An 18,510-nucleotide genomic window follows, 5' to 3' on the forward strand; every position below is an offset into this window, starting at 1 on the left:
CGGTGCCATGACGAAATCGAGGTCCCGCATGAACGGTGCGTGAAGCGATCACACCCACGCGGGTCAATCCGTCGACGGCGTGGATCCGCTACGGCTCACCGACGCCTCGCCGAGCGGGCGCACGCCGGTCGTCCACCGCGAGCAACTCGCAGGCGAACCACAGCTCGTGGCGCGTCCGTGGATCCGAGAGGTCCACCCCCAGCAACTCCTCGACCCGCTCCATCCGGCGACGCACGGTGTGTCGGTGGACGCCGAGGACCGCCGCAGCACGGTCGATCACCCCGTCCTCGGCGACCCAGGCCCGCAGAGCCTCGAGAAGATCGCCCGCCTCGGAGTCCATCAGCGGCCCCAGCCTGGATCGTACGTACGCCGCCCCCTCCTCCGGGGGAAGCAGGTCGACGAGGGAGGTCCCAGCGGACGGGTCGCGTCGCAGGAGGGCGCCGAGCGCACGATGCCGGGCACCACCCAGGTCCTGCCAGGAGCACGGGTCTGCCGATCCCTGGACGAGATCCGCCTGACGTGCGACCCGGGCGGACACCTTCGGTTGCTTCGCGGGCGTGGTGACGATCCACAGCCGCCCCTCCACGCGTCCCCAGATCGCGGGCAGATCGTCGACCCTCAGTCCGGACAACGCCTCCGCCGGTCCCTGGACGCAGACGAGCTGGACAGGATCGTGCGGCACCCGCGGCCAGAGCGTCCCCTCGGCACGCTGAGCGGGCCGAGGATTGCCGGCCAGCGCCTCCTCCACGAGGAGTGCGCGGACCTCGGTGAGTGCGGAGTCGAGCCACCCCGAAAGGGACAGGTAAACACCGAGGAGGTTGCTGGCGAGCATGCACGTCGACAGCGCAGCCGGCTCCAGGTCGACGTCGCTGCCGGCGAGAAGGACCCCGCGCACCGACCCGTCCCCGGCCACGATCGTCTGGGCACGGACCTGGCCCCCCTCCGCATCCAGGAAGGTGACCGTACGGGCGGAAGCGCGGTGGGCTGTGAGTGCCTCCTCGGCCAACGGGAGCGCAGCGGCGCTGGTGTGGACCATCACCTGGCCGTGGGCGTCGGCGAGAGCGGCCCACCCACCGATGATCTGGGCCGTACTGCGGATGACCGACTGGGTGACGTTCGCCCGCCCCACGGCGGAGATGAGGCGGCGCTGCGCCCGGTTGGTCCGGCGTAGGTCGGCCTGTTCGGCGTCCGAGAGGGACTTCGACACCGCCTTGACGATCGCCGAGAACGGCAACTCCCAGGGGATCTCGAACAGCGGCAGACCATGGGTCTCGGCCGCCCGCACCAGGTCCTCGGGAACGGCATCGAAGTGGACGCCGACCCCGAAGCCCACGGCCACCACACCGCTGTCCCGCAACCGTCGGACGTAGTCGTCACAGATCCCGTCGAGCCCGTCCGCACCGGGATGGCCCGACCGGGGGAGGTGCGACCCCGTCGTGAGGAGCACCTCCCCCGGCTCGGTGAACGGGGACGAATCGCTGAGTTCGCTCTGGTGCGCCCAGTGGACCGGCGCGTCGAGGGTGCCAGGTGCTCCCTCCGCCACCAGCACCAGACCGAGGTGGCGCTGCTCGAGGAGCTGGCGGACGGAGAGGGACATGCCGGCAGCATAGCGGCGGTGGTACAGGCTGGCGCACATGACTGCCCGGTCTGTCCAGTCGGTACCTGGGCGACCGGCCCGGTCGTCCCTAGGGTGAGCACCAAACAACAGCCAGGGATCATCGTCGCTCCCCCGGACCGAAAGGGAGGCGACCTGTGATCACTCTCGCCGACTATCAGACCTACCTCAGTCCCGCGTTGGCGAAGACGACGGATCTCATCATCGATCGCGGCGAGGGCTCCTACCTCTGGGACACCGGTGGTCGCCGCTACCTGGACTGGGTCCAGGGGATCGCGGTCAACGCTCTGGGCCACTGTCACCCCCGCGTCGTCGCCGCGATCAAGGGCCAGGTCGACAAACTGCTCACCGCCTCGTTCAACATGGTCAACTACGAGACCACCCTGCAGTGGGCCGAACGCATCGCCGAGGTGGCTCCGGGCGAGCTGTCGACGACCTTCTTCTCCAACGGCGGAGCGGAAGCCATCGACGGCGCCCTCAAACTGGCGAAGGCCTACACCGGCCGGCCCGGCATCATCGCCTTCAAGGGCTCGTTCCACGGCCGGACGATCGGCGCCACCTCGGTGACCGCGTCGAACGCCAAGTACCGCAAGGGCTACGACCCGCTCGTCGCCGGTATCGACCTCACCACCTACCCCTCTGCCGGGCAGGCGCCGGCGGGGTTCACTCCTGACGAGATCGCCGACTTCGCCCTGGGTCAGCTGGAGGACCTCTTCGCGTACGTCCGCGATCCCGAGTCGGTGGCAGCCATCCTGATGGAGCCCGTCCAGGGCGAGGGCGGTTATGTCGTGCCGCCGCGGAAGTTCGTCACCGCGGTGCGGGAACTCTGCGACCGCCACGGCATCCTGCTCATCTTCGACGAGATCCAGGCGGGCTACGGCCGCACCGGGACCTTCTTCGCGAGTGAGAACTTCGGCGTGGTGCCGGACATCATGACGATCGGCAAGGCGATGGCCGGCGGGCTGCCGGCCAGCGGCGTGGTGTCCACCGCCGAGATCATGGCGGCCTGGGGACCCGGCCGCCACGGCGGCACCTTCGGTGGCAATCCGGTGGTGGCTGCCGCCGGGCTCGCGGTGCTCGACGAGTTCGCCGAGGCCGACGTGCTGGACAACGTCAACGAGGTCGGCGGCTACCTCGCCACCCGACTGGCCGAGCTCCGGGAACGCTTCCCGGTGGTGACCGACAGCCGCGGTCTCGGCCTGATGCGGGCCATCGAGCTCAACCATGTCGACGGTCGCCCCGGTGGCGACCTGTTGGAGCAGGTGCGCCGGCGTTGTCTGCAGGACGGGCTGCTCACCCTGTCCTGTGGCGTACGGGGCAACGGGATGCGCTTCGCCACCCCGCTCAACACGACCACGGAGACTCTCGACGAGGGCCTGGCGATCCTCGAGTCCGCGCTGGAACACGTCACCGCAGAGGAGCTGGCCCGATGACCCCGAAGGCCGTCTACTTCAACATCGACGGCGACCTCGGCTACGAGCACGCACTGCTCGAGGAGTGGGGCGTCGCCGACCGACTCGAGCTGGTCGAGGTGAAGACCGCCGACAACGCCGCCGACACGTTCGTGGCTGCCGCACAGGACGCCGACGGCGCCGTGGTCGAGTACTTCGAGGTCACCCGAGAGGTGCTCGAGCGACTGCCCCGGCTCAAGGTCGTCTCGCTGCAGGCGATCGGCGTGTCGAACGTCGACCTGGCGGCCGCGAGCGACCACGGCGTGGCGGTCACGAACACCCCGGGCTTCTGCTCCGAGGACGTCGCCCTGCACACCGTGGGCATGCTGATCGACCTGGTCCGCAAGATCAGCTTCCTCGACCGCAGCGTCCGGGCCGGCCACTGGGACCCGCTGCTCGGACCGATGCCGCAGCGCCTCTCGGGCCGGACGATCGGCCTGGTCTACTTCGGCAGCATCCCCACACTGATGGTCCCGATGCTGAAGGCCATCGGCCTGCGGGTGGTCGTCTTCGCCCCCACCAAGACCGCAGAGTATCTGGCGGAGTACGGCGTGGAGAAGGTCGACACCCTCGACGAGCTGCTCCGGGCCTCCGATGTGGTCTCCCTGCACACCCCGCTGACGCCACAGACCCATCACCTGATCGGCGCCCGCGAGCTGGAGCTGATGAAGCCCACCGGCTACCTCATCAACACCGCCCGTGGCGCGGTTGTCGACGAGCCGGCCCTGGTGGCAGCGCTGCGTACCGGCGGGATCGCCGGCGCCGCCGTCGACGTGATCGAGGACGAGGATGCTGAGCAGTCCGACCTGTTCGGGCTGGAGAACGTCGTGGTCACCCCGCACGCCGCCTTCGTCTCCGAACAGTCCCTCGCCGACGGCCGGCGGATCGCCCTGTCCCAACTCGTCCAGCGTCTCGTGGACGGGCGGACCCCGGACAACCAGGTGAACACGCTCGATGCGGCCGCCACGCCGAAGGTCGGGTGAGGAGGCGATGAGAGCGGTCGTCTTCAACGGTCCCTACGACGTCTCGGTCGAGACAGTCCCCGACCCCGGGATCGAGGAGCCGAGTGACGCCGTCGTCCAGGTCGAGGCGGCCGCGGTCTGTGGCTCGGACCTGTGGACCTATCGCGGGCAGGCGTCGGTCTCGCCGGGGGCCCGGATCGGACACGAGTTCCTCGGCCGTGTCGTCGCCCTGGGGAGTTCCGTCACCGGTCTGGCCGTCGGGGACTGGGTCGTCGCGCCGTTCCGCTACTCCGACGGATGCTGCGAGTTCTGCGCCGAGGGGCTCACCTCGTCCTGTCTGCACGGCGGGTTCTGGGGCCGGGAGGTCCTCGACGCCGGACAGGGCGAGTACGTCCGGGTGCCCCAGGCCGACGGCACGCTGGTGCGGGTGGGATCAGGCGGTGCCGCCCCCGATCCCACCATGCTGCCGGACCTGCTGACTCTCGCCGACGTGATGCCGACCGGATTGCACGCAGTGACCAGCGCCGGCGTCGGACCGGGTGACACCGTCGTCGTGGTCGGTGACGGCGCCGTCGGTCAGTGCGCAGTGACCGCGGCGCGCCTGGCCGGCGCCGAACGAGTGATCGTGCTGGGTGGCACCCACGCCGACCGGGAGAACCTCGCGAGATCGCTCGGTGCTGACGACTTCCTGTCCCTGCGGGGAGAGGCCGCCGTCACCGCGATCCACGAGTTGACCGGCGGACGCGGGGCCCGACGGGTGATCGAGTGTGTCGGATCGTCGGCGTCGTTCGCCACGGCGCTCGCCGTCACCCGCCCCGGAGGCTCGGTGGGCTACGTCGGGCTCCCGCACGGCGTGACCATCGACCTGGCCCAGCTCTTCGGGCGCAACATCACCATGTCCGGTGGTATGTGCCCGGCCCGCCACTACCTGCCGGACCTGCTGGAGAAAGTCCTCGGCGACGAAATCCATCCAGGTGCAGTTTTCACCTCGATCGCCGGCCTCGAGAAGGCCGCGGATGCGTATGATCTCATGGATCGTCGCACCACGATCAAGGCGATGCTGAAACCGTCGTCACTGTAACACAAGAGCAACCCTCGAGGTACCCCACGTAAACTGCCCGAAGCACCTTCCCGATAGCCTTTCTTCAGTTGGAAGAAACGGAATCAGGGAGGTGAATGTGCAAGGCCTTAATGCCATTCTCTTGGCCATCCCGTACACATTCCTTGTCACCGCCGGAGCATTTGCACTGGGCTTCATCCTGGCAATTCCTCTGGTGTTCGCAAGGCGTACGAAGATCACCCCGATCAGAGTCACCGCCCAGTTCGTCATCGACCTGGCGCGCGGCATCCCGCCGATCGTGTGGTTGTTGTTCATCTTCTTCGGCCTGCCGGCGATGCACGTGCTGCTGGATCCGCTGACCGCGGCGATCATCGGTCTGGGCATCGTCTCCTCGGCCTATTTGGCGGAGATCTTCCGAGGCGGCCTGCTGGCGGTCCATCGAGGACAGTTCGAGGCCTCCGCGGCACTCGGACTCGGCGGTTGGACCACCTTCACCCGGATCATCTCGCCGCAGGCACTGCAGTCGATGCTGCCAGGCCTGACGACCTATTTCATCGGCCTGCTCAAAGATTCTTCCATCGCTTCGGTGATCGGCGTCACAGAAATGGTGTACGCCGCCACCTCGTACGCCCGGATATCCCCCGACGGGATCTACATGTTCTTCGTCGCGGCCGCGGTCTATATCGCGATCTCCGTCCCCTTGGGATTGGCGGCGCGCGGAATGGAGAATCGCATGAACCGGGCGGCCGCCTGATGACCACGACATTCCAGTTCTGGGCCGAGAACTTCCCGCAGATGCTGGCGGGCCTCGGGGTCTCGGTGCAGCTCACGCTACTGTCCCTGCTCCTCGGATTACCCCTCGGGCTCCTGCTCGCCCTGGGGGTCACAGCACCACCCCGGCCGCTGCGCTGGCTCAGCATCGGGCTGGTCGAGACCGGACGGGGGGCACCGGCCCTCGTCATCCTCTATGTCGTCTACTTCGGCCTGCCGATCCTGCACTGGACCCCGGAAGCCCTCGTCAGTGCCGTCATCGGTCTGACCTTCACCACCGCCGCCTACACCGGCGAGTACATCCGCGGCGGTCTCAAAGCGGTCAGCCCCGGCTCGATCGAGGCGGCCCACGCCCTGGCGATGCCGACCACCGACGTGCTGCGCTTCATCGTCATCCCACAGGGCATGCGGGTGGCCCTCCCGTCCCTGATGGGCTTCGCCGTGCAGATCTTCCAGGCGACGTCGCTGACCTACTCGATCACGGTGAGCGAACTCACCGCCCAGGCGTACGGCATCAGCTCGATGACCTTCCGGTCGCTGGAGATCTTCGGGCTCGCCGGCCTGATGTACGCCGCCATCACCGTTCCGTCCAGCTGGTTGACCAGCCGGGTCGAGCGGCGCCTGTCCCTTCGTCACTAGCCCCCTCGCCCACCCCCTGCAACCCGAACAAGGAGCCACGCCATGTCCCCTCATCCTTCGAAGGTCCTCGTCGCCGGCGCAGTCCTGGCCGGCATGTTCCTCACCGGCTGTTCCGCCGGTTCCGGCGGCGGGCAGTCGGCCGCCGCCGGCGACTGCAAGCCCACCCACACCTTCTCGACGGTGTCCTCCGGCAAACTCACCGTCGCCGCTCCCGATTTCGCCCCCTTCGTCACCCTCACCGGCGGCACCCCCTCCGGCATCGACGTCGACATCGCCCAGGAGATCGCGGCGATGGAGTGCCTCACCCCGACGTACTCACAGGTCGACTACAGCGGGGCGATCCCCGCTGTCCAGTCCGGCCGGGCGGACATCGCCATCGGCGACTACTACCGCACGACGACCCGTGCCCAGGTCGTCGGGCTCAGCGACGCCATGTACTTCGACGGCATGGGGATCATCTCCAAGGACGGGGTGACCGACATGCCGACGATCATCACCCGCAAGGTGGGCACGGTCGACGGCTACCTGTGGGTCGCCGACCTGAAGAAGGTGATGGGCGACAACCTCAAGATCTACAAGTCGAACGTGGAGATGTGGGCCGATCTCAAGGCCGGCCGGATCGACGTCGGCATCGACTCCATCCCCGCCGGAGCCTTCCACGCCAAGGAGAACGGCACCGAATGGAAGGTGGGCACCGCACAGCCCGACGCGAGGATCGGAGCCTCCGAGAAGCCGGCCCAGACCACACTGCCGTACCCCAAGAGCAACACCGCCCTCGGCACGGCCCTGAACGAGGACATCGCCACCCTGCACAAGAACGGCAAGCTCGCCGAGATCTTCACCAAGCACGGCATCGATCCCAAGCAGACCGAGGTCGGCGAGAGCTACCTGCTGGGCAGCTGAACCCTCACGTCCGCGCCTCCATGGTCCCGGTCCGCGGGCCGGGGCCACGGACGGACCGATCCGTCACCACCGAGCCAGGAGTGAAGCATGGACGAGACCAACGAGGCCCAGAACCCCCGCACCGACAAGCAGCCCGCCGCGCGCACCCCGTACGCGATCGAGCTGTCCGGGATCACGAAGGACTTCGCCGGGCACCGGGTGCTCAAAGGAGTCACGCTGCGGGTGAAGGAGGGTGAGGTCTGCTCCATCATCGGACCGAGTGGTGCCGGGAAGAGCACGCTGCTGCGCTGCGTCAACCTGCTCGAGGTGCCCGATGGCGGCAACATGGTCGTCGCCGGCCAGTACCTGGAAGGCGGCCGCCCCCAGGCGAGGCAGGAGCTGCTGCAGTTGCGGCGCAATGTCGGGATGGTCTTCCAGTCCTTCAACCTGTTCCCGCACATGACTGTCCTGGACAACATCGTCCTGCCGCAGCGTCGGGTCCTGAAGCGCAGTCTGGAGGAGGCCCGCACCCGCGCCCTCGAGCTGCTGGACCGGGTCGGGCTCGCGACCAAGGAGTCCGCCTACCCCGCCAAGCTGTCCGGTGGGCAGCAGCAGCGCGTCGCCATCGCCCGCGCCCTGGCCCTGGAACCGCAGGTGATGCTCTTCGACGAGCCGACCAGCGCCCTCGACCCGGAGCTTGCCCAGGGCGTGCTCAACGTCATGAAGGAAGTGGCGATGTCCGGCATGACGATGATGGTCGTCACCCACGAGATGAACTTCGCCCGCACGATCGGCGACCACCTGGTGGTCATGGAGGACGGCGCCATCCTCGAGGAGGGCGTCCCCGAGGTCGTGATGAGCAACCCGACCCAGGAGAGGACCCGCGAATTCCTCTCTGCCGTCATCAACAGATAGCCGTCATCAACAGATAACTGTCAACAACGGACAAGAGGAACGATGAACCCTCGTGTGATCTCTGCAGGAGAGACCGTGGCGGCCTACAGCCACGGCAAGGTGGTCGGCGATCTGCTCTTCACCTCGGGCATCACCGCCCACGACCCGGTGACCGGCTTCGTCCGGGGCGGGACGATCGAGGAGGAGACGGCGTACGCCTTCGAACTGCTCGAGTCGATCCTGGCCACCGCCGGCTCGAGCCTGTCCGATCTCGTCCAGGTGCAGGTCTTCCTGGACGACATCGAACAGGACTTCCAGGGCTTCGACGCCACCTACAAGAAGGTCGTACCCGCCCCCTACCCGCCTCGGGCCACTCTCGGCGCGACACTGCCCGGCTACCGGATCGAGATGCTCGTCACCGCGTACGTGGGAGGGCAGGAGTGATGCGTACGGTCATCATCGGGGCGGGCGTGGTCGGCCTCGCCACCGCCCACGAGCTCCTCCGGGCCGGCCAGGAGGTGACGGTGCTGGATGCCGGGGCGTACGGTCAGGGGCCCTCGCACGGCAACGCGGCATTGGTCACCTCCGTGCTGTCCTTCCCGGTGCCGGCCCCCGGCACCATCGGCGTCGCCGCCCGGTCGATCGTCACCGGAAGCCAGGCGATCACCATCCGGCCACAGTTCTCCCCCAGCTACCTGGGGTTCCTGCTGCGGATGGCCCGGGCCACCACGAAGAGCAATTTCGCCGCCGGCACCGTCGCCCAGGACATCCTGACAAGGATGGTGCTGGACGGGTTCGCCGAATACGCCGACGAGGGTCTCTCTTTCGAGCAGCACACCGGCGGCTCGATGCACACCTTCACCACCCGGGAATCCTTCGAGGCAGGCGTGCGGGTCTTCGACGACTTCCCGGAGATCCGCAGCCGGATCCGGGTGCTCGAGGGCACCGAGGCCGTCCACGAGGTCGATCCGGGGCTGGCACCGGAGATCTCGTACGCCTACTACGCGCCGGCCGACCTGCAGGTCGAGCCCGAATCCCTGATGAAGGCGCTGGTCGCCAGCATCACGGCCGGCGGGGGCACCCTGCGGGAACACACCGAGGTCCTCGACTTCGCCACCGCCGGCGGCAAGGTCTCCTCGGTGGTCACCTCCGAGGGTAGCTTCGATGCCGATCAGGTGGTCATCGCCGCCGGCGTCGCTTCCCGCAGCCTCGCGGCTCGGCTGGGCGCCCGGGTGCCGGTCCGCTCCGGCGGCGGCTACTCGGTCGACGTGCACATCGACGACCCGACCCGACGGCCGCGTACGTCGGTGATGACCGACACCACACACATCGCGATCACCCCGCTCGACCGGGGGCTGCGGGCCTCCAGCGGGATGATCATCGGCCAGGCGGAGCCGACCGTGAGCGGTCGGGTCATCGACGGGCTGCTCCGGGACGTGCGCGCGGTCTACCCGGACGCGCCGCTCGACGACGTCCGGCCCGGCTGGGCGGGCCTGCGACCGATGTCGGCCGACGGGGTCCCGATCATCGGGCTGCTGCCCGGCTGGGACAACACGTACGTCGCCACCGGTCACGCCATGCTCGGGCTCACCTACGCCCCGCCGACGGCCAAGGTGCTGCGTGCCCTGATGGAGGGCACCGCCCCGGAGGCGTACGCCGCGTTCTCGCCGGCACGATTCGGGGTGCGGCGATGAGCGTCACCCTGCCGTACGGCTACCTGGCCGCCGGGGCCCCGATCGGCGAGGTCTCGATGGCCCCCGCCCAGGTCGTGGCCGGCTACCCGGTCGGCGTGATCTACATCGAGGACGTCTGGTACCCGATGGTGCCCGGCAACGTCGTCAACGCCTCGACCTGGGACTTCCCCGTCCTGCTCAAGCCAGTCAGGGGCCTGGACATCCCGGCGCTGTTCGGCCCGGATCGGGTCGACGTGAGCGACATCGTCCTCGAGGCCTGTCGCGAACTCGAGGAGGCCGGGGTGCGGGCCATCTCGTCGGCGTGCGGCTTCTTCGGCCGCTACCACCAACAGATCGCCGCCAAGATGCAGGTGCCGGTGGCCCTCTCGTCCCTGGTCCAGATCCCGTGGATCTCGTCCCTGATGCCCGGTCGCAGGATCGCGGTGCTGACGGCGGACTCCTCCTCGCTGGCCCCCGAGCTGCTGGCCTCGTGCGGCGTGACCGACACCTCGAGGCTGGTCATCGGTGGGCTGCAGGACGCCCCGCAGTTCTCCGCCATCCTGGAGGGCCGGGGATCGTTCGACAACGAGGGCGTTCGCGACGAGGTGGTGGCGCTGGCCCGGGAACTGTGCGCGGACCCGGCCGTCGGCGCAGTGCTGCTGGAGTGCAGCGACCTGCCGCCGTACGCCGCAGCGATCCAAGCGGCGGTGTCGCTGCCGGTGTTCGACTTCACCACCCTGGTCCGCTGGCTGCGCAACGCCGTCACCCAACGGCCGTACGCCGGCTGGGTCTGAGACTGCGACCGCTGCTCGAACACCTCACCACGGGACCACCCGCCACCCAGGTGACCGGGCGGTCCCGTACGGTCCGCATGCCGGGCGGTTCACACCGCGATCGGGTGCCCGGCGGGGCCGGCCACCACATTCGCGATGGTGGCCCCGGTCTGCAGAGCCTCGGCCTGGGCGGCGACCAGCCGCAGCGCAATGTCCTGCGAATAGCGGGTCTGCTCACCGGCCACATGCGGGGTGAGGACGACGTTCGGGGTCTCCCAGAGGGGATGGTCGGACGGTAATGGCTCGGGATCGGTCACGTCCAGGGCGGCGGAGATCCGCCCGGACGCACAGGCCGCCACCAGCGCATCGGTGTCCACGACGCCGCCGCGAGCGACGTTGACCAGGAGAGCCCCTTGCTTCATCCGCGCCAGGAACGCCGCGTCGACGAGCCCCCGGGTGCTCGATGTCAGGGGCACGATGAGGATCACGACGTCGTACTCCGGCAGTCGGTCGATGACGTCACCCACCGCGATCACCCCGTCCCGGGCGGTCCGGGCGGCCTGGGTCACCGTCACCCGGAACGGGACCAGCCGGTTGACGATCTCGGTGCCGATCGACCCCGCACCGATCACCAGAACGTTGCGTCCGGCGAGGAAGTCCCGCCCGGTGTCGACCCGCCAGATCCGATCCCCCTGGTTGCGCAGGTACAGCGGGAAGCCGCGCAGGCAGGCGATAGTGAGGCCGACCGCCCACTCGGCGGTCTCGTCGGAGTGGACACCCCGCCCGTTGGCCACGGTGACCCCCGGGGGGATGTTGCCCGCGATGTGGTCGTAGCCCGCGGACTGGAGCTGGACCGCCAGCAGACCCTCGAGGTCACCGAGCCGACGCACGACGGTCGGCTCCACGGTGTCGGGGAGGAGCACGACCTCCACCGGGCCGGCCGGCATCGGGGAGGTCGGATCCGACGGGTCCCAGACCACGATGTCCGTCCCGCGACGGACCAGACGTCGCAACCGCTCGGCGAACTGCTGCTCGGGTACCGCAATCCTCATCATCTTCTCCTTTGTCACACAATTATTGAACCCGCCTGGCACACCTCGCGATGTATCAGGTCTCCGAAAGCACCCCTCATTGACCCATATGCAGGAGGCTTCAAGGTGTCAGAAGTATTTCGATCATGTGGTGATCACGACAATGCTGAACATCAGATTGTCATACGACACTGCTAGCGTGCGACCTGTCGCGGGAGCGTCCGCGCCGGTCGGACACGGTGGCCCCTGGCCACTCCGGTCGGATCACCGAGCCGAGAGAGGAAGGAGTGACGATGACAGTCCCGCTGATCACCCATGCGAAGGAGGTCATCCCCGGTGGGGTCAACAGCGCGATCCGGGTCTCGCCGGGCAGTGACCGGTTCGTGATCACCGGCAGCAGCGGACCGTACGTCTCCACCGACACCGGGCGTACGATCCTCGACTTCCAGAGCGCGTACGGCGCCACGGTCCTGGGCCACAACGACCCCGACGTCGACCGCGCCGTCGCCGAGACCGCCCGCCGCCTCGACAACCCGGGCTACGGGGTGACCGACGCCGAGGTCACCCTCGCCGACATGATCATCGATCGGGTGGCCTCGATCGAGAAGGTACTGCTGGTGAACACCGGGTCGGAGGCGACCTACCTCGCGATCCGGGTGGCCCGCTCCGTCACCGGCCGACCGAAGATCCTCAAGTTCGAGGGCGCCTACCACGGCTGGCACGACAGTGTCTTGGTCAACACCGGCACCCCCGCCTCCCGCCTCGGCACCACGTACCTGCCCAGCACCGGCGTCCTGCCCGGTGCCGTGGCCGACACCCTCGTCGCCACCTGGAACGACCTCGATGACGTCGAGGCACAGCTGGCCCGCCATGAGGGGCAGGTGGCGGCCATCCTGGTCGACCCGATCCTCAGCTCGGCCGGTGGGATCCTGCCGCAGCCCGGCTTCCTCGAAGGACTGCGACGGATCGCCACTGCCCACGGTGCGCTGCTGGTGTTCGACGAGTTGATCACCGGCTTCCGGGTCGCCGTCGGCGGATACCAGAGCCTGGTCGGGGTCGACCCCGACCTCACCACCTTCGGCAAGGCCATCGGCAACGGCTACCCGATCGCGGGCATCGGCGGCACGGCGGCCGTGATGGATGAGTTCAGCAACGTGCCCGGTGGCACGGTCTACATGGGCGGCACCTACAACGGCCACCCGGCGATGGCCGCCGCAGCCATCGCGGTGCTGGAGAAGATGGATCGCGAACCCGTCCACGCCCAGCTCGACCGCCTCGGCGCACGACTCCGTGCCGGACTGCAGGAGCTCTACACCTCCCATGGGATCGACGCCACAGTGACCGGCATCGGCTCCGTCTGGTTCCCGTTCCTGCTCGAGGGTGAGGTGCACGACTACCGCGACTCCCTGCGGCACGACCGGGACCTGCTGGTCCGGATCCGCTCCGGGCTGCTGGAGGATCACGACATCCTCGTCACCCCGGTGAATTGGAAGAGCGGCAAGCTCAACTACTCCCACACCGAGGTGCATGTGGACCGGCTGCTGGCCGCGACCGATGCCGTCCTCACGGAGGTGTCCCGATGAGCCGGATCGTCAGTGTCCCCGACCTGCAGGCGGCGGCGAGGCGTCGCCTGCCGAGGTCGCTGTACGACTACATCTGCGGCGGGGCCCAGGACGGGCGCAGTGTCACCGCCAACGCGGAGGCGCTGGCCGCCGTCCGGCTGCGCCAGCGGATCTTTGCCGGCGTCGGCACCCCGCAGACGTCGATCCGGCTGTGGGACGTCGATCTGGCCCTGCCGCTCTTCGTCTCTCCGATGGGTCTGCTCGGTTTCTTCCATCCGGGCGGCGATCTCGCCGTCGCCCGGGCGGCGGCGTCGAACGGCGTGGCCTTCGTGCACAGCGCCTGGTCCGGCGTCCCCCTGCCGGACATCGTCGAGGTTGCCGGGCCACGGGTCTGGGCCCAGGTCTCGGTGTGGTCCGACCCCGACCAGGTGTCCCACCACCTCGACGTCGCCGAGCAGAGTGGGGTCGAGGTGCTGGTGCTGGCCGGCGACGTGGCCTTCTACGACAAGCGGGACCTAGACCTGCAGCACGGCCTGGATCGGCTCCCGCCGCGGATGCCGCTGCGGGACGTCGCCAGCCACGCGGTCAAGCTGGGCTGGCTCGCCGGCTACCTCCGCTCCGCTGGCCTCGGGCTGGCCACCATCGACCACCCGGTCCCGATGCGGCAGATGAAGTCCTACCTGCACCAGCTGGAGAACCCCCACCTGTGCTGGGACGACGTCCACCGGATCCGGCGCCGGTGGAAGGGGCGTCTGGTCCTCAAGGGGGTGATGACGCCCGAGGACGCGCAGCTCGCGATCGACGCCGGGGTGGACGGCCTGCTGGTCTCCAACCACGGCGGGCGCCAGTTCAACGCGCAGCCCGGGGTCGCCGAGGTGCTTCCCCGCATCGTGGACACCGTGGCCGGTCGCGCCACCGTGCTCGCCGACGGCGGGGTGGCACGCGGAGGGGACGTCGCCAAATACCTCGGTCTCGGCGCCGCGGCCGGGGGCATCGGCCGCGGCGCCGCGTGGGGATTGGCAGCGGGCGGGCAACCGGGCGTCGAGGAGGCCGTCGGCTTTCTTCGCGAGGAGCTCGCGACGGCGATGGGCTTCCTCGGAGCCCGGACGATCTCCGACATCGACGCCGACTGCCTCGACGTACGGCCGGTCGATCGCCCGGCCGCGGTCGTACGTGCGACAGACTAGGCCCATGCCGTCACCCGTCCCCCGCCACACCGATGCCGGGGGCGACGCGATGACCGGTGGGAGCGGAACCCTGCGGGACGCCGCGGTGGCGAGACTGCGCACGATGATCATCACCGGCGCCTTCTCACCCCGCGAGCGTCTGACCGAGAGTCGGCTGATCGAGCTCCTGGGAGTCAGTCGGACGACGGTCCGTGACACGGTGCAGGAGCTCGTGCACGAGGGGCTCCTCACCCGGGACCCGTACAAGGGCGCCCGGGTCGCCGAGTTGAACGCCGACACGGTCCGCCAGGTCGCGGAGGCACGCTTCCCGCTGGAGCTGATCGGGGCACGGCGGATCAACGAACACCGGGACACGCGGGCCGTCGCCGCCCTGTGGGAGGCGGTGGACGACCTGGTCGACGCGCAGGCCCGCAGCGACCCGGAGGACGAGTACTCGGCCCACCTGGAGTTCCATCGCCGGATCTGGCTCGGGGCGGGGAACGCGTTCCTGATGGAGTTCTGGCCGCCGATCGCCCATCAGATCAGTTCGCACATGGTCCGCATCCAGCAGCAGACCCGGGTGATCGACGTCGACATGCACCGACGACTGCTCAGCGCGATCGAGCGCGGCACCCCGTACGACGTCCAGGCCGAGCTCCGGACACACATCGTCGCGAGTGCCGACCGGCTGGCCGAGAGCCTCTCCGGGACCGACGGACCCGAGGACTGAGCACCGACGCGACACACCCCAGTGACCCGCTTGTGGGCCGCCATCCTGTCGTCATTGTCTGAAAGGAGTTTCGTATGACATATCTGCCAACCCGTGTCGCCGTACTGGGAGCGGGCTCGATCGGTGGATCCTTCGCCCGCGGTCTCGCGGCCGGGCGGTCGGACGACCTGCAGGTCACCCTGACCACCCGCAGCGTACGGAGCGCGGCCGCCCTGCAGAACACCACCGGTTTCCGGGTCGACGCCATGGACAACGACCCGGACGCCAACAGCCGGGCCGCCCGGGACGCCGACCTCGTGGTGATCGCGGTCCAGTCACCGGATGTGCTGGCGATCATCGAGCAGATCCGTCCAGTACTGCGGCAGGACACTGTCGTGGCCTGCCTGGCCTCGGCGCCGTCCCTCGCCGCACTCGAGCAGGCGCTCGGCCCCGGGCATCCGGTGGTCCGCGTGATGCCGAACACCGGAATGGAAACCGGACAGGGACTGGCCGCGGTCGCCCCTGGCGGGGCGGTCAGCGCCGCGCAGCGCGAGGCCGTCGTCGCGCTCTTCTCACGGGTCGCGGACGTCTTCGTGAGTGACGAACGGCAGTTGACCGTGTTCATCGGCGTCCTCGGGGCCACGGCCTACTTCCCGCTGGTCGCCCGAGCCGTGCAGGACTCGGTGACAGGTCTCGGCTTCAGCCCGACCCAGGCCGAGAGGATCGCTCGGCAGCTCTTCCTCGGCGCGGCGGCAAGCTGTCGGGACCGGCCGGAGAGCAGCTTCGACGCCCTCGTCGCCCAGGTCGCCACCCCGGGCGGTACGACGATCGCAGGGCTCGACGTGTTCACCGGCGCGGATCTGCGGGGCACGGTGGATGCGGCCGTCCGGGCCTCCATCGTGCGGGCCGGCGAGCTCGCCGGCTGAGCCCGCGCCCGCGATCCGGGAAGCGGGACGAAGAGGGACTGCGCCACCGGTGCAGCGGTCCGGGACGGAGGGCCGTCCGCGCCGGGCCGCGCCACAGGAAGTGCAACCAGTGTCACCACCGCGCGTCCCCGGTGCGGAGGAACTCGGCGATCACCTCGTAGAGCCGGGCCGCCATCTCGGGCACCTTCGTCTCGAAGAACGCGAAAGCGTGGATCATCCCCGGCGCAACGATCAACCGGGCGCTCGCCCCGGCCGCCACCATCCGTTCCACGTAGAGTTCGGCCTCGCTGATCAGCGGGTCGTACTCGGCGGCGATCACCAGGGTCTCGGGCATCCCGGGGCCGAACGGGCCGGAAAGCGGCGAGGCACCCTCACGGTCGTCATCGGCGGCGAAGTAGTGGTCGAAGTACCACCGCACCCGGTCGGCCTCCAGGAAATAGCCTGTCCCCAAGTCGTCGACGCTCGGCCCGCTGAGCGTGTAGTCGAGACTCGGGTAGAGCAGCACCTGCCGGGAGATCGGCGAGGACCAGTCCCCCGCAGTCGTCCGCATCGCGATGGAGGCGACCTTGGCCGCACCGCCGGAATCGGCCACCGCGTACACCTGCTCGGTGGTCGCCACGCCGACGAGCACCTCCGTCAGGTGACGGACGGCCTGGTAGGTGTCGGTGAGTCCGGCCGGGAAAGGCGCTTCGGGCGAGCGCCGGTAGTCGACGGAGACGACGACCATCCCGGTGGCTGCTGCGACCCGCCGGGCGGAGAAGTCGTACACCTCGAGGTCGCCGGCCATGTGGCCGCCGCCGTGGACGAAGGCGATGACGTCGCTGGGGACGCCCGGGCGCGGCACGTAGACCCGGACCGGCACCCGGACGGGGCCAGGCATCGACGCAGCGGCGCTGCCGTCGGCGCCGTCAGTGGCCTCGGGGCCGTACGTCACGGCGGTGTCGAAGATCTCGTCGATCTCGACCACCGGCAACGCGAACTGGTTCAGGCCTGCCAGGGCTGCCCGCGCGGATTCCGGCGTCGCCTCGACCCCGGCGCGCGCGTTGGCCTCGATCAGCGGGTTGAGCTCGTCCAGATAGGCACGGAAGGCGGGATGGAGACTCATGCGGCCACCTCGCTCCGCGGCTCCTCGCTGCGGGTGCGGGCCAGGTGCCGCGCCAGCAGTATCGCGCCGATGAGGAAGGTCGCCTCGACGATCACGATGAAGACCAGCGGGGCCAGCGAGACCGGTACGTTGCCCGGGCCGAGGCCTCCGGTGGCGTCGGCGATCCAGGCGAAGATCTGGATGAAGACGACCGACCCCGCGTAGCTCACCGCCCAGAAGATCGAGAAGGTCACCGAGATCTGGCGCGGGGTCGCCCCCGGCCGGATGAAGGCCAACTGTACGAAGAACGGCATCGGGAAGAAGATCGCCAGACCGAGGATGACCCCGACCAGGGTCGCGAACCGGTGCTCGGTGAGGGCGAGCACCGCGGCGGCGCTGAGCAACTGCACGGCCGCGCTGACCACCACCACCCGCGGCTTGAGGACGTTCGGCACCTTGGCCGCGATGGCGGTGCCGCTGAGGGCGCCGATGACACCGGCATAGACGACCCACCGGACAGTGTCGGCGTCCATGAAGGTGAAGGCAACGATGTAGTAGGACAGCAGACCGGTGTAGGCGAGTGCGAAGACCCAGTTGAACCACTCCCGGAAGCCGTCGCGCAGGGTGTACGAGGCGTCCACCGCGACCTCGCTCGCCCGCTCCTTGGGCAGGCCGCGGGAGACGAGCAGCCACAACGCGAGGATGGCGGCCGACAGCGCGGCGGCGGTGATCACCGCGCCGGTCGGGTTCGCGTCCATCCGTACGGCGAAGGTCAGCGCCACCGCCAGGCCGGTGTTGAACGCGACCGAGTTGACACCGTTGACTACCTGCAGCTCGCGCCCGGTGAAGATCTTCGCCACGATCGCGGACATGAACACGACGGTCAGGGCGCCCCCCAGGCCGAGCACGAACCGGATGAAGAACACCAGCGGATAGGCCGAGGTCAGCGAGATCAGGCCACCGAAGATGATCAGCGCCGACCCGAACGTCAGCGCGTTGCGGGGGCCGAGCCGCAGCAGCACGTCGGCCGCGACAAGACTGCCGACCACCTGGGCGATGGTGATGGCATTGGTGAGCAGGGCCGTCTGCGAGGCGTTGAAGCCGTGGCTGGCCACGTAGTGGTCGCCGGCCCGCCAGCCGACGGCGAACAGCAGGTAGGTGAGGAACAGGATCGCGGCCACCAGGTATCTGGTGGCCGGGGGGACGGTCGGGACGGAGGACGCCGTGGCGTCCGGCGCGTCGGTCATGAGTGGTCTACTCCTCGTCGGGGGGCAATGCCCGTGTCCATCCGGTGGCCGGGCGGACGACAGTC

Annotated in this window: 18 protein-coding genes; 14 read left to right on the forward strand and 4 right to left on the reverse strand. The window is 69.1% G+C overall.

Annotated elements, in window-relative coordinates:
* Positions 1-88 precede the first annotated feature (88 nt).
* The gene (locus R0145_RS10895) at positions 89-1,597 is read right to left on the reverse strand and encodes a PucR family transcriptional regulator (protein ID WP_317836866.1); all 1,509 of its coding nucleotides are present in this window, start codon (positions 1,595-1,597) and stop codon (positions 89-91) included.
* 155 nt (positions 1,598-1,752) lie between these two features.
* Here R0145_RS10895 and R0145_RS10900 point away from each other — a divergent pair, with 155 nt between their 5' ends.
* The 10 genes from R0145_RS10900 to R0145_RS10945 all read left to right on the forward strand — a co-directional run bounded on the left by R0145_RS10900 (position 1,753) and on the right by R0145_RS10945 (position 10,741).
* The gene (locus tag R0145_RS10900) at positions 1,753-3,048 is read left to right on the forward strand and encodes an aspartate aminotransferase family protein (RefSeq protein ID WP_317836867.1); all 1,296 of its coding nucleotides are present in this window, start codon (positions 1,753-1,755) and stop codon (positions 3,046-3,048) included.
* On the forward strand, positions 3,045-4,049 hold the full coding sequence (locus tag R0145_RS10905; RefSeq protein WP_317836868.1) for a C-terminal binding protein: 1,005 nt from the start codon (positions 3,045-3,047) through the stop codon (positions 4,047-4,049). Before R0145_RS10900 ends, R0145_RS10905 begins: the two co-directional genes overlap by 4 nt.
* A 7-nt stretch (positions 4,050-4,056) precedes the next feature.
* On the forward strand, positions 4,057-5,109 hold the full coding sequence (locus R0145_RS10910) for a zinc-binding dehydrogenase (RefSeq protein ID WP_317836869.1): 1,053 nt from the start codon (positions 4,057-4,059) through the stop codon (positions 5,107-5,109).
* Between the two features lie 91 nt (positions 5,110-5,200).
* On the forward strand, positions 5,201-5,842 hold the full coding sequence (locus R0145_RS10915; RefSeq protein WP_317836870.1) for an amino acid ABC transporter permease: 642 nt from the start codon (positions 5,201-5,203) through the stop codon (positions 5,840-5,842).
* Complete coding sequence (locus R0145_RS10920) at positions 5,842-6,498, forward strand: amino acid ABC transporter permease (protein WP_317836871.1); 657 nt, start codon at positions 5,842-5,844, stop codon at positions 6,496-6,498. Before R0145_RS10915 ends, R0145_RS10920 begins: the two co-directional genes overlap by 1 nt.
* A 42-nt stretch (positions 6,499-6,540) precedes the next feature.
* Complete coding sequence (locus tag R0145_RS10925) at positions 6,541-7,401, forward strand: transporter substrate-binding domain-containing protein (RefSeq protein ID WP_317836872.1); 861 nt, start codon at positions 6,541-6,543, stop codon at positions 7,399-7,401.
* A gap of 87 nt (positions 7,402-7,488) precedes the next feature.
* The gene (locus R0145_RS10930) at positions 7,489-8,295 is read left to right on the forward strand and encodes an amino acid ABC transporter ATP-binding protein (RefSeq protein ID WP_317836873.1); all 807 of its coding nucleotides are present in this window, start codon (positions 7,489-7,491) and stop codon (positions 8,293-8,295) included.
* 42 nt (positions 8,296-8,337) lie between these two features.
* A complete protein-coding gene (locus R0145_RS10935) occupies positions 8,338-8,718 on the forward strand; it encodes a RidA family protein (protein ID WP_317836874.1) in 381 nt (126 codons plus the stop codon).
* Positions 8,718-9,968, forward strand: coding sequence for an NAD(P)/FAD-dependent oxidoreductase (locus tag R0145_RS10940; RefSeq protein WP_317836875.1), 1,251 nt, complete (start codon positions 8,718-8,720; stop codon positions 9,966-9,968). Before R0145_RS10935 ends, R0145_RS10940 begins: the two co-directional genes overlap by 1 nt.
* Positions 9,965-10,741, forward strand: coding sequence for an aspartate/glutamate racemase family protein (locus R0145_RS10945; protein ID WP_317836876.1), 777 nt, complete (start codon positions 9,965-9,967; stop codon positions 10,739-10,741). The genes R0145_RS10940 and R0145_RS10945 overlap by 4 nt, the downstream gene beginning before the upstream one ends.
* An 89-nt stretch (positions 10,742-10,830) precedes the next feature.
* Here the strand turns inward: R0145_RS10945 and R0145_RS10950 are convergent, their stop codons facing one another.
* The gene (locus tag R0145_RS10950) at positions 10,831-11,772 is read right to left on the reverse strand and encodes a 2-hydroxyacid dehydrogenase (protein ID WP_317836877.1); all 942 of its coding nucleotides are present in this window, start codon (positions 11,770-11,772) and stop codon (positions 10,831-10,833) included.
* Between the two features lie 272 nt (positions 11,773-12,044).
* Between R0145_RS10950 and R0145_RS10955 the strand changes: the two genes are divergently transcribed.
* The 4 genes from R0145_RS10955 (at position 12,045) to R0145_RS10970 (ending at position 16,114) form a co-directional block, all read left to right on the forward strand.
* Complete coding sequence (locus R0145_RS10955) at positions 12,045-13,334, forward strand: aspartate aminotransferase family protein (protein ID WP_317836878.1); 1,290 nt, start codon at positions 12,045-12,047, stop codon at positions 13,332-13,334.
* On the forward strand, positions 13,331-14,500 hold the full coding sequence (locus R0145_RS10960) for an alpha-hydroxy acid oxidase (RefSeq protein WP_317836879.1): 1,170 nt from the start codon (positions 13,331-13,333) through the stop codon (positions 14,498-14,500). The genes R0145_RS10955 and R0145_RS10960 overlap by 4 nt, the downstream gene beginning before the upstream one ends.
* Positions 14,501-14,504: 4 nt before the next feature.
* On the forward strand, positions 14,505-15,209 hold the full coding sequence (locus tag R0145_RS10965; RefSeq protein WP_317836880.1) for a GntR family transcriptional regulator: 705 nt from the start codon (positions 14,505-14,507) through the stop codon (positions 15,207-15,209).
* A 74-nt stretch (positions 15,210-15,283) separates the two neighbouring features.
* Positions 15,284-16,114 (forward strand): pyrroline-5-carboxylate reductase family protein, encoded by an 831-nt coding sequence (locus R0145_RS10970; RefSeq protein ID WP_317836881.1) that lies wholly within the window; start codon positions 15,284-15,286, stop codon positions 16,112-16,114.
* 112 nt (positions 16,115-16,226) lie between these two features.
* Here R0145_RS10970 and R0145_RS10975 read toward each other — a convergent pair whose 3' ends face one another.
* Positions 16,227-17,219, reverse strand: a complete 993-nt coding sequence (locus tag R0145_RS10975; RefSeq protein ID WP_317836882.1) for an alpha/beta hydrolase — start codon at positions 17,217-17,219, stop codon at positions 16,227-16,229.
* Positions 17,216-18,445, reverse strand: a complete 1,230-nt coding sequence (locus R0145_RS10980; protein WP_317836883.1) for an MFS transporter — start codon at positions 18,443-18,445, stop codon at positions 17,216-17,218. Before R0145_RS10980 ends, R0145_RS10975 begins: the two co-directional genes overlap by 4 nt.
* Between the last annotated feature and the right edge of the window lie 65 nt (positions 18,446-18,510).

The organism is Raineyella sp. W15-4, from assembly GCF_033170155.1.
Lineage (GTDB): Bacteria > Actinomycetota > Actinomycetes > Propionibacteriales > Propionibacteriaceae > Raineyella.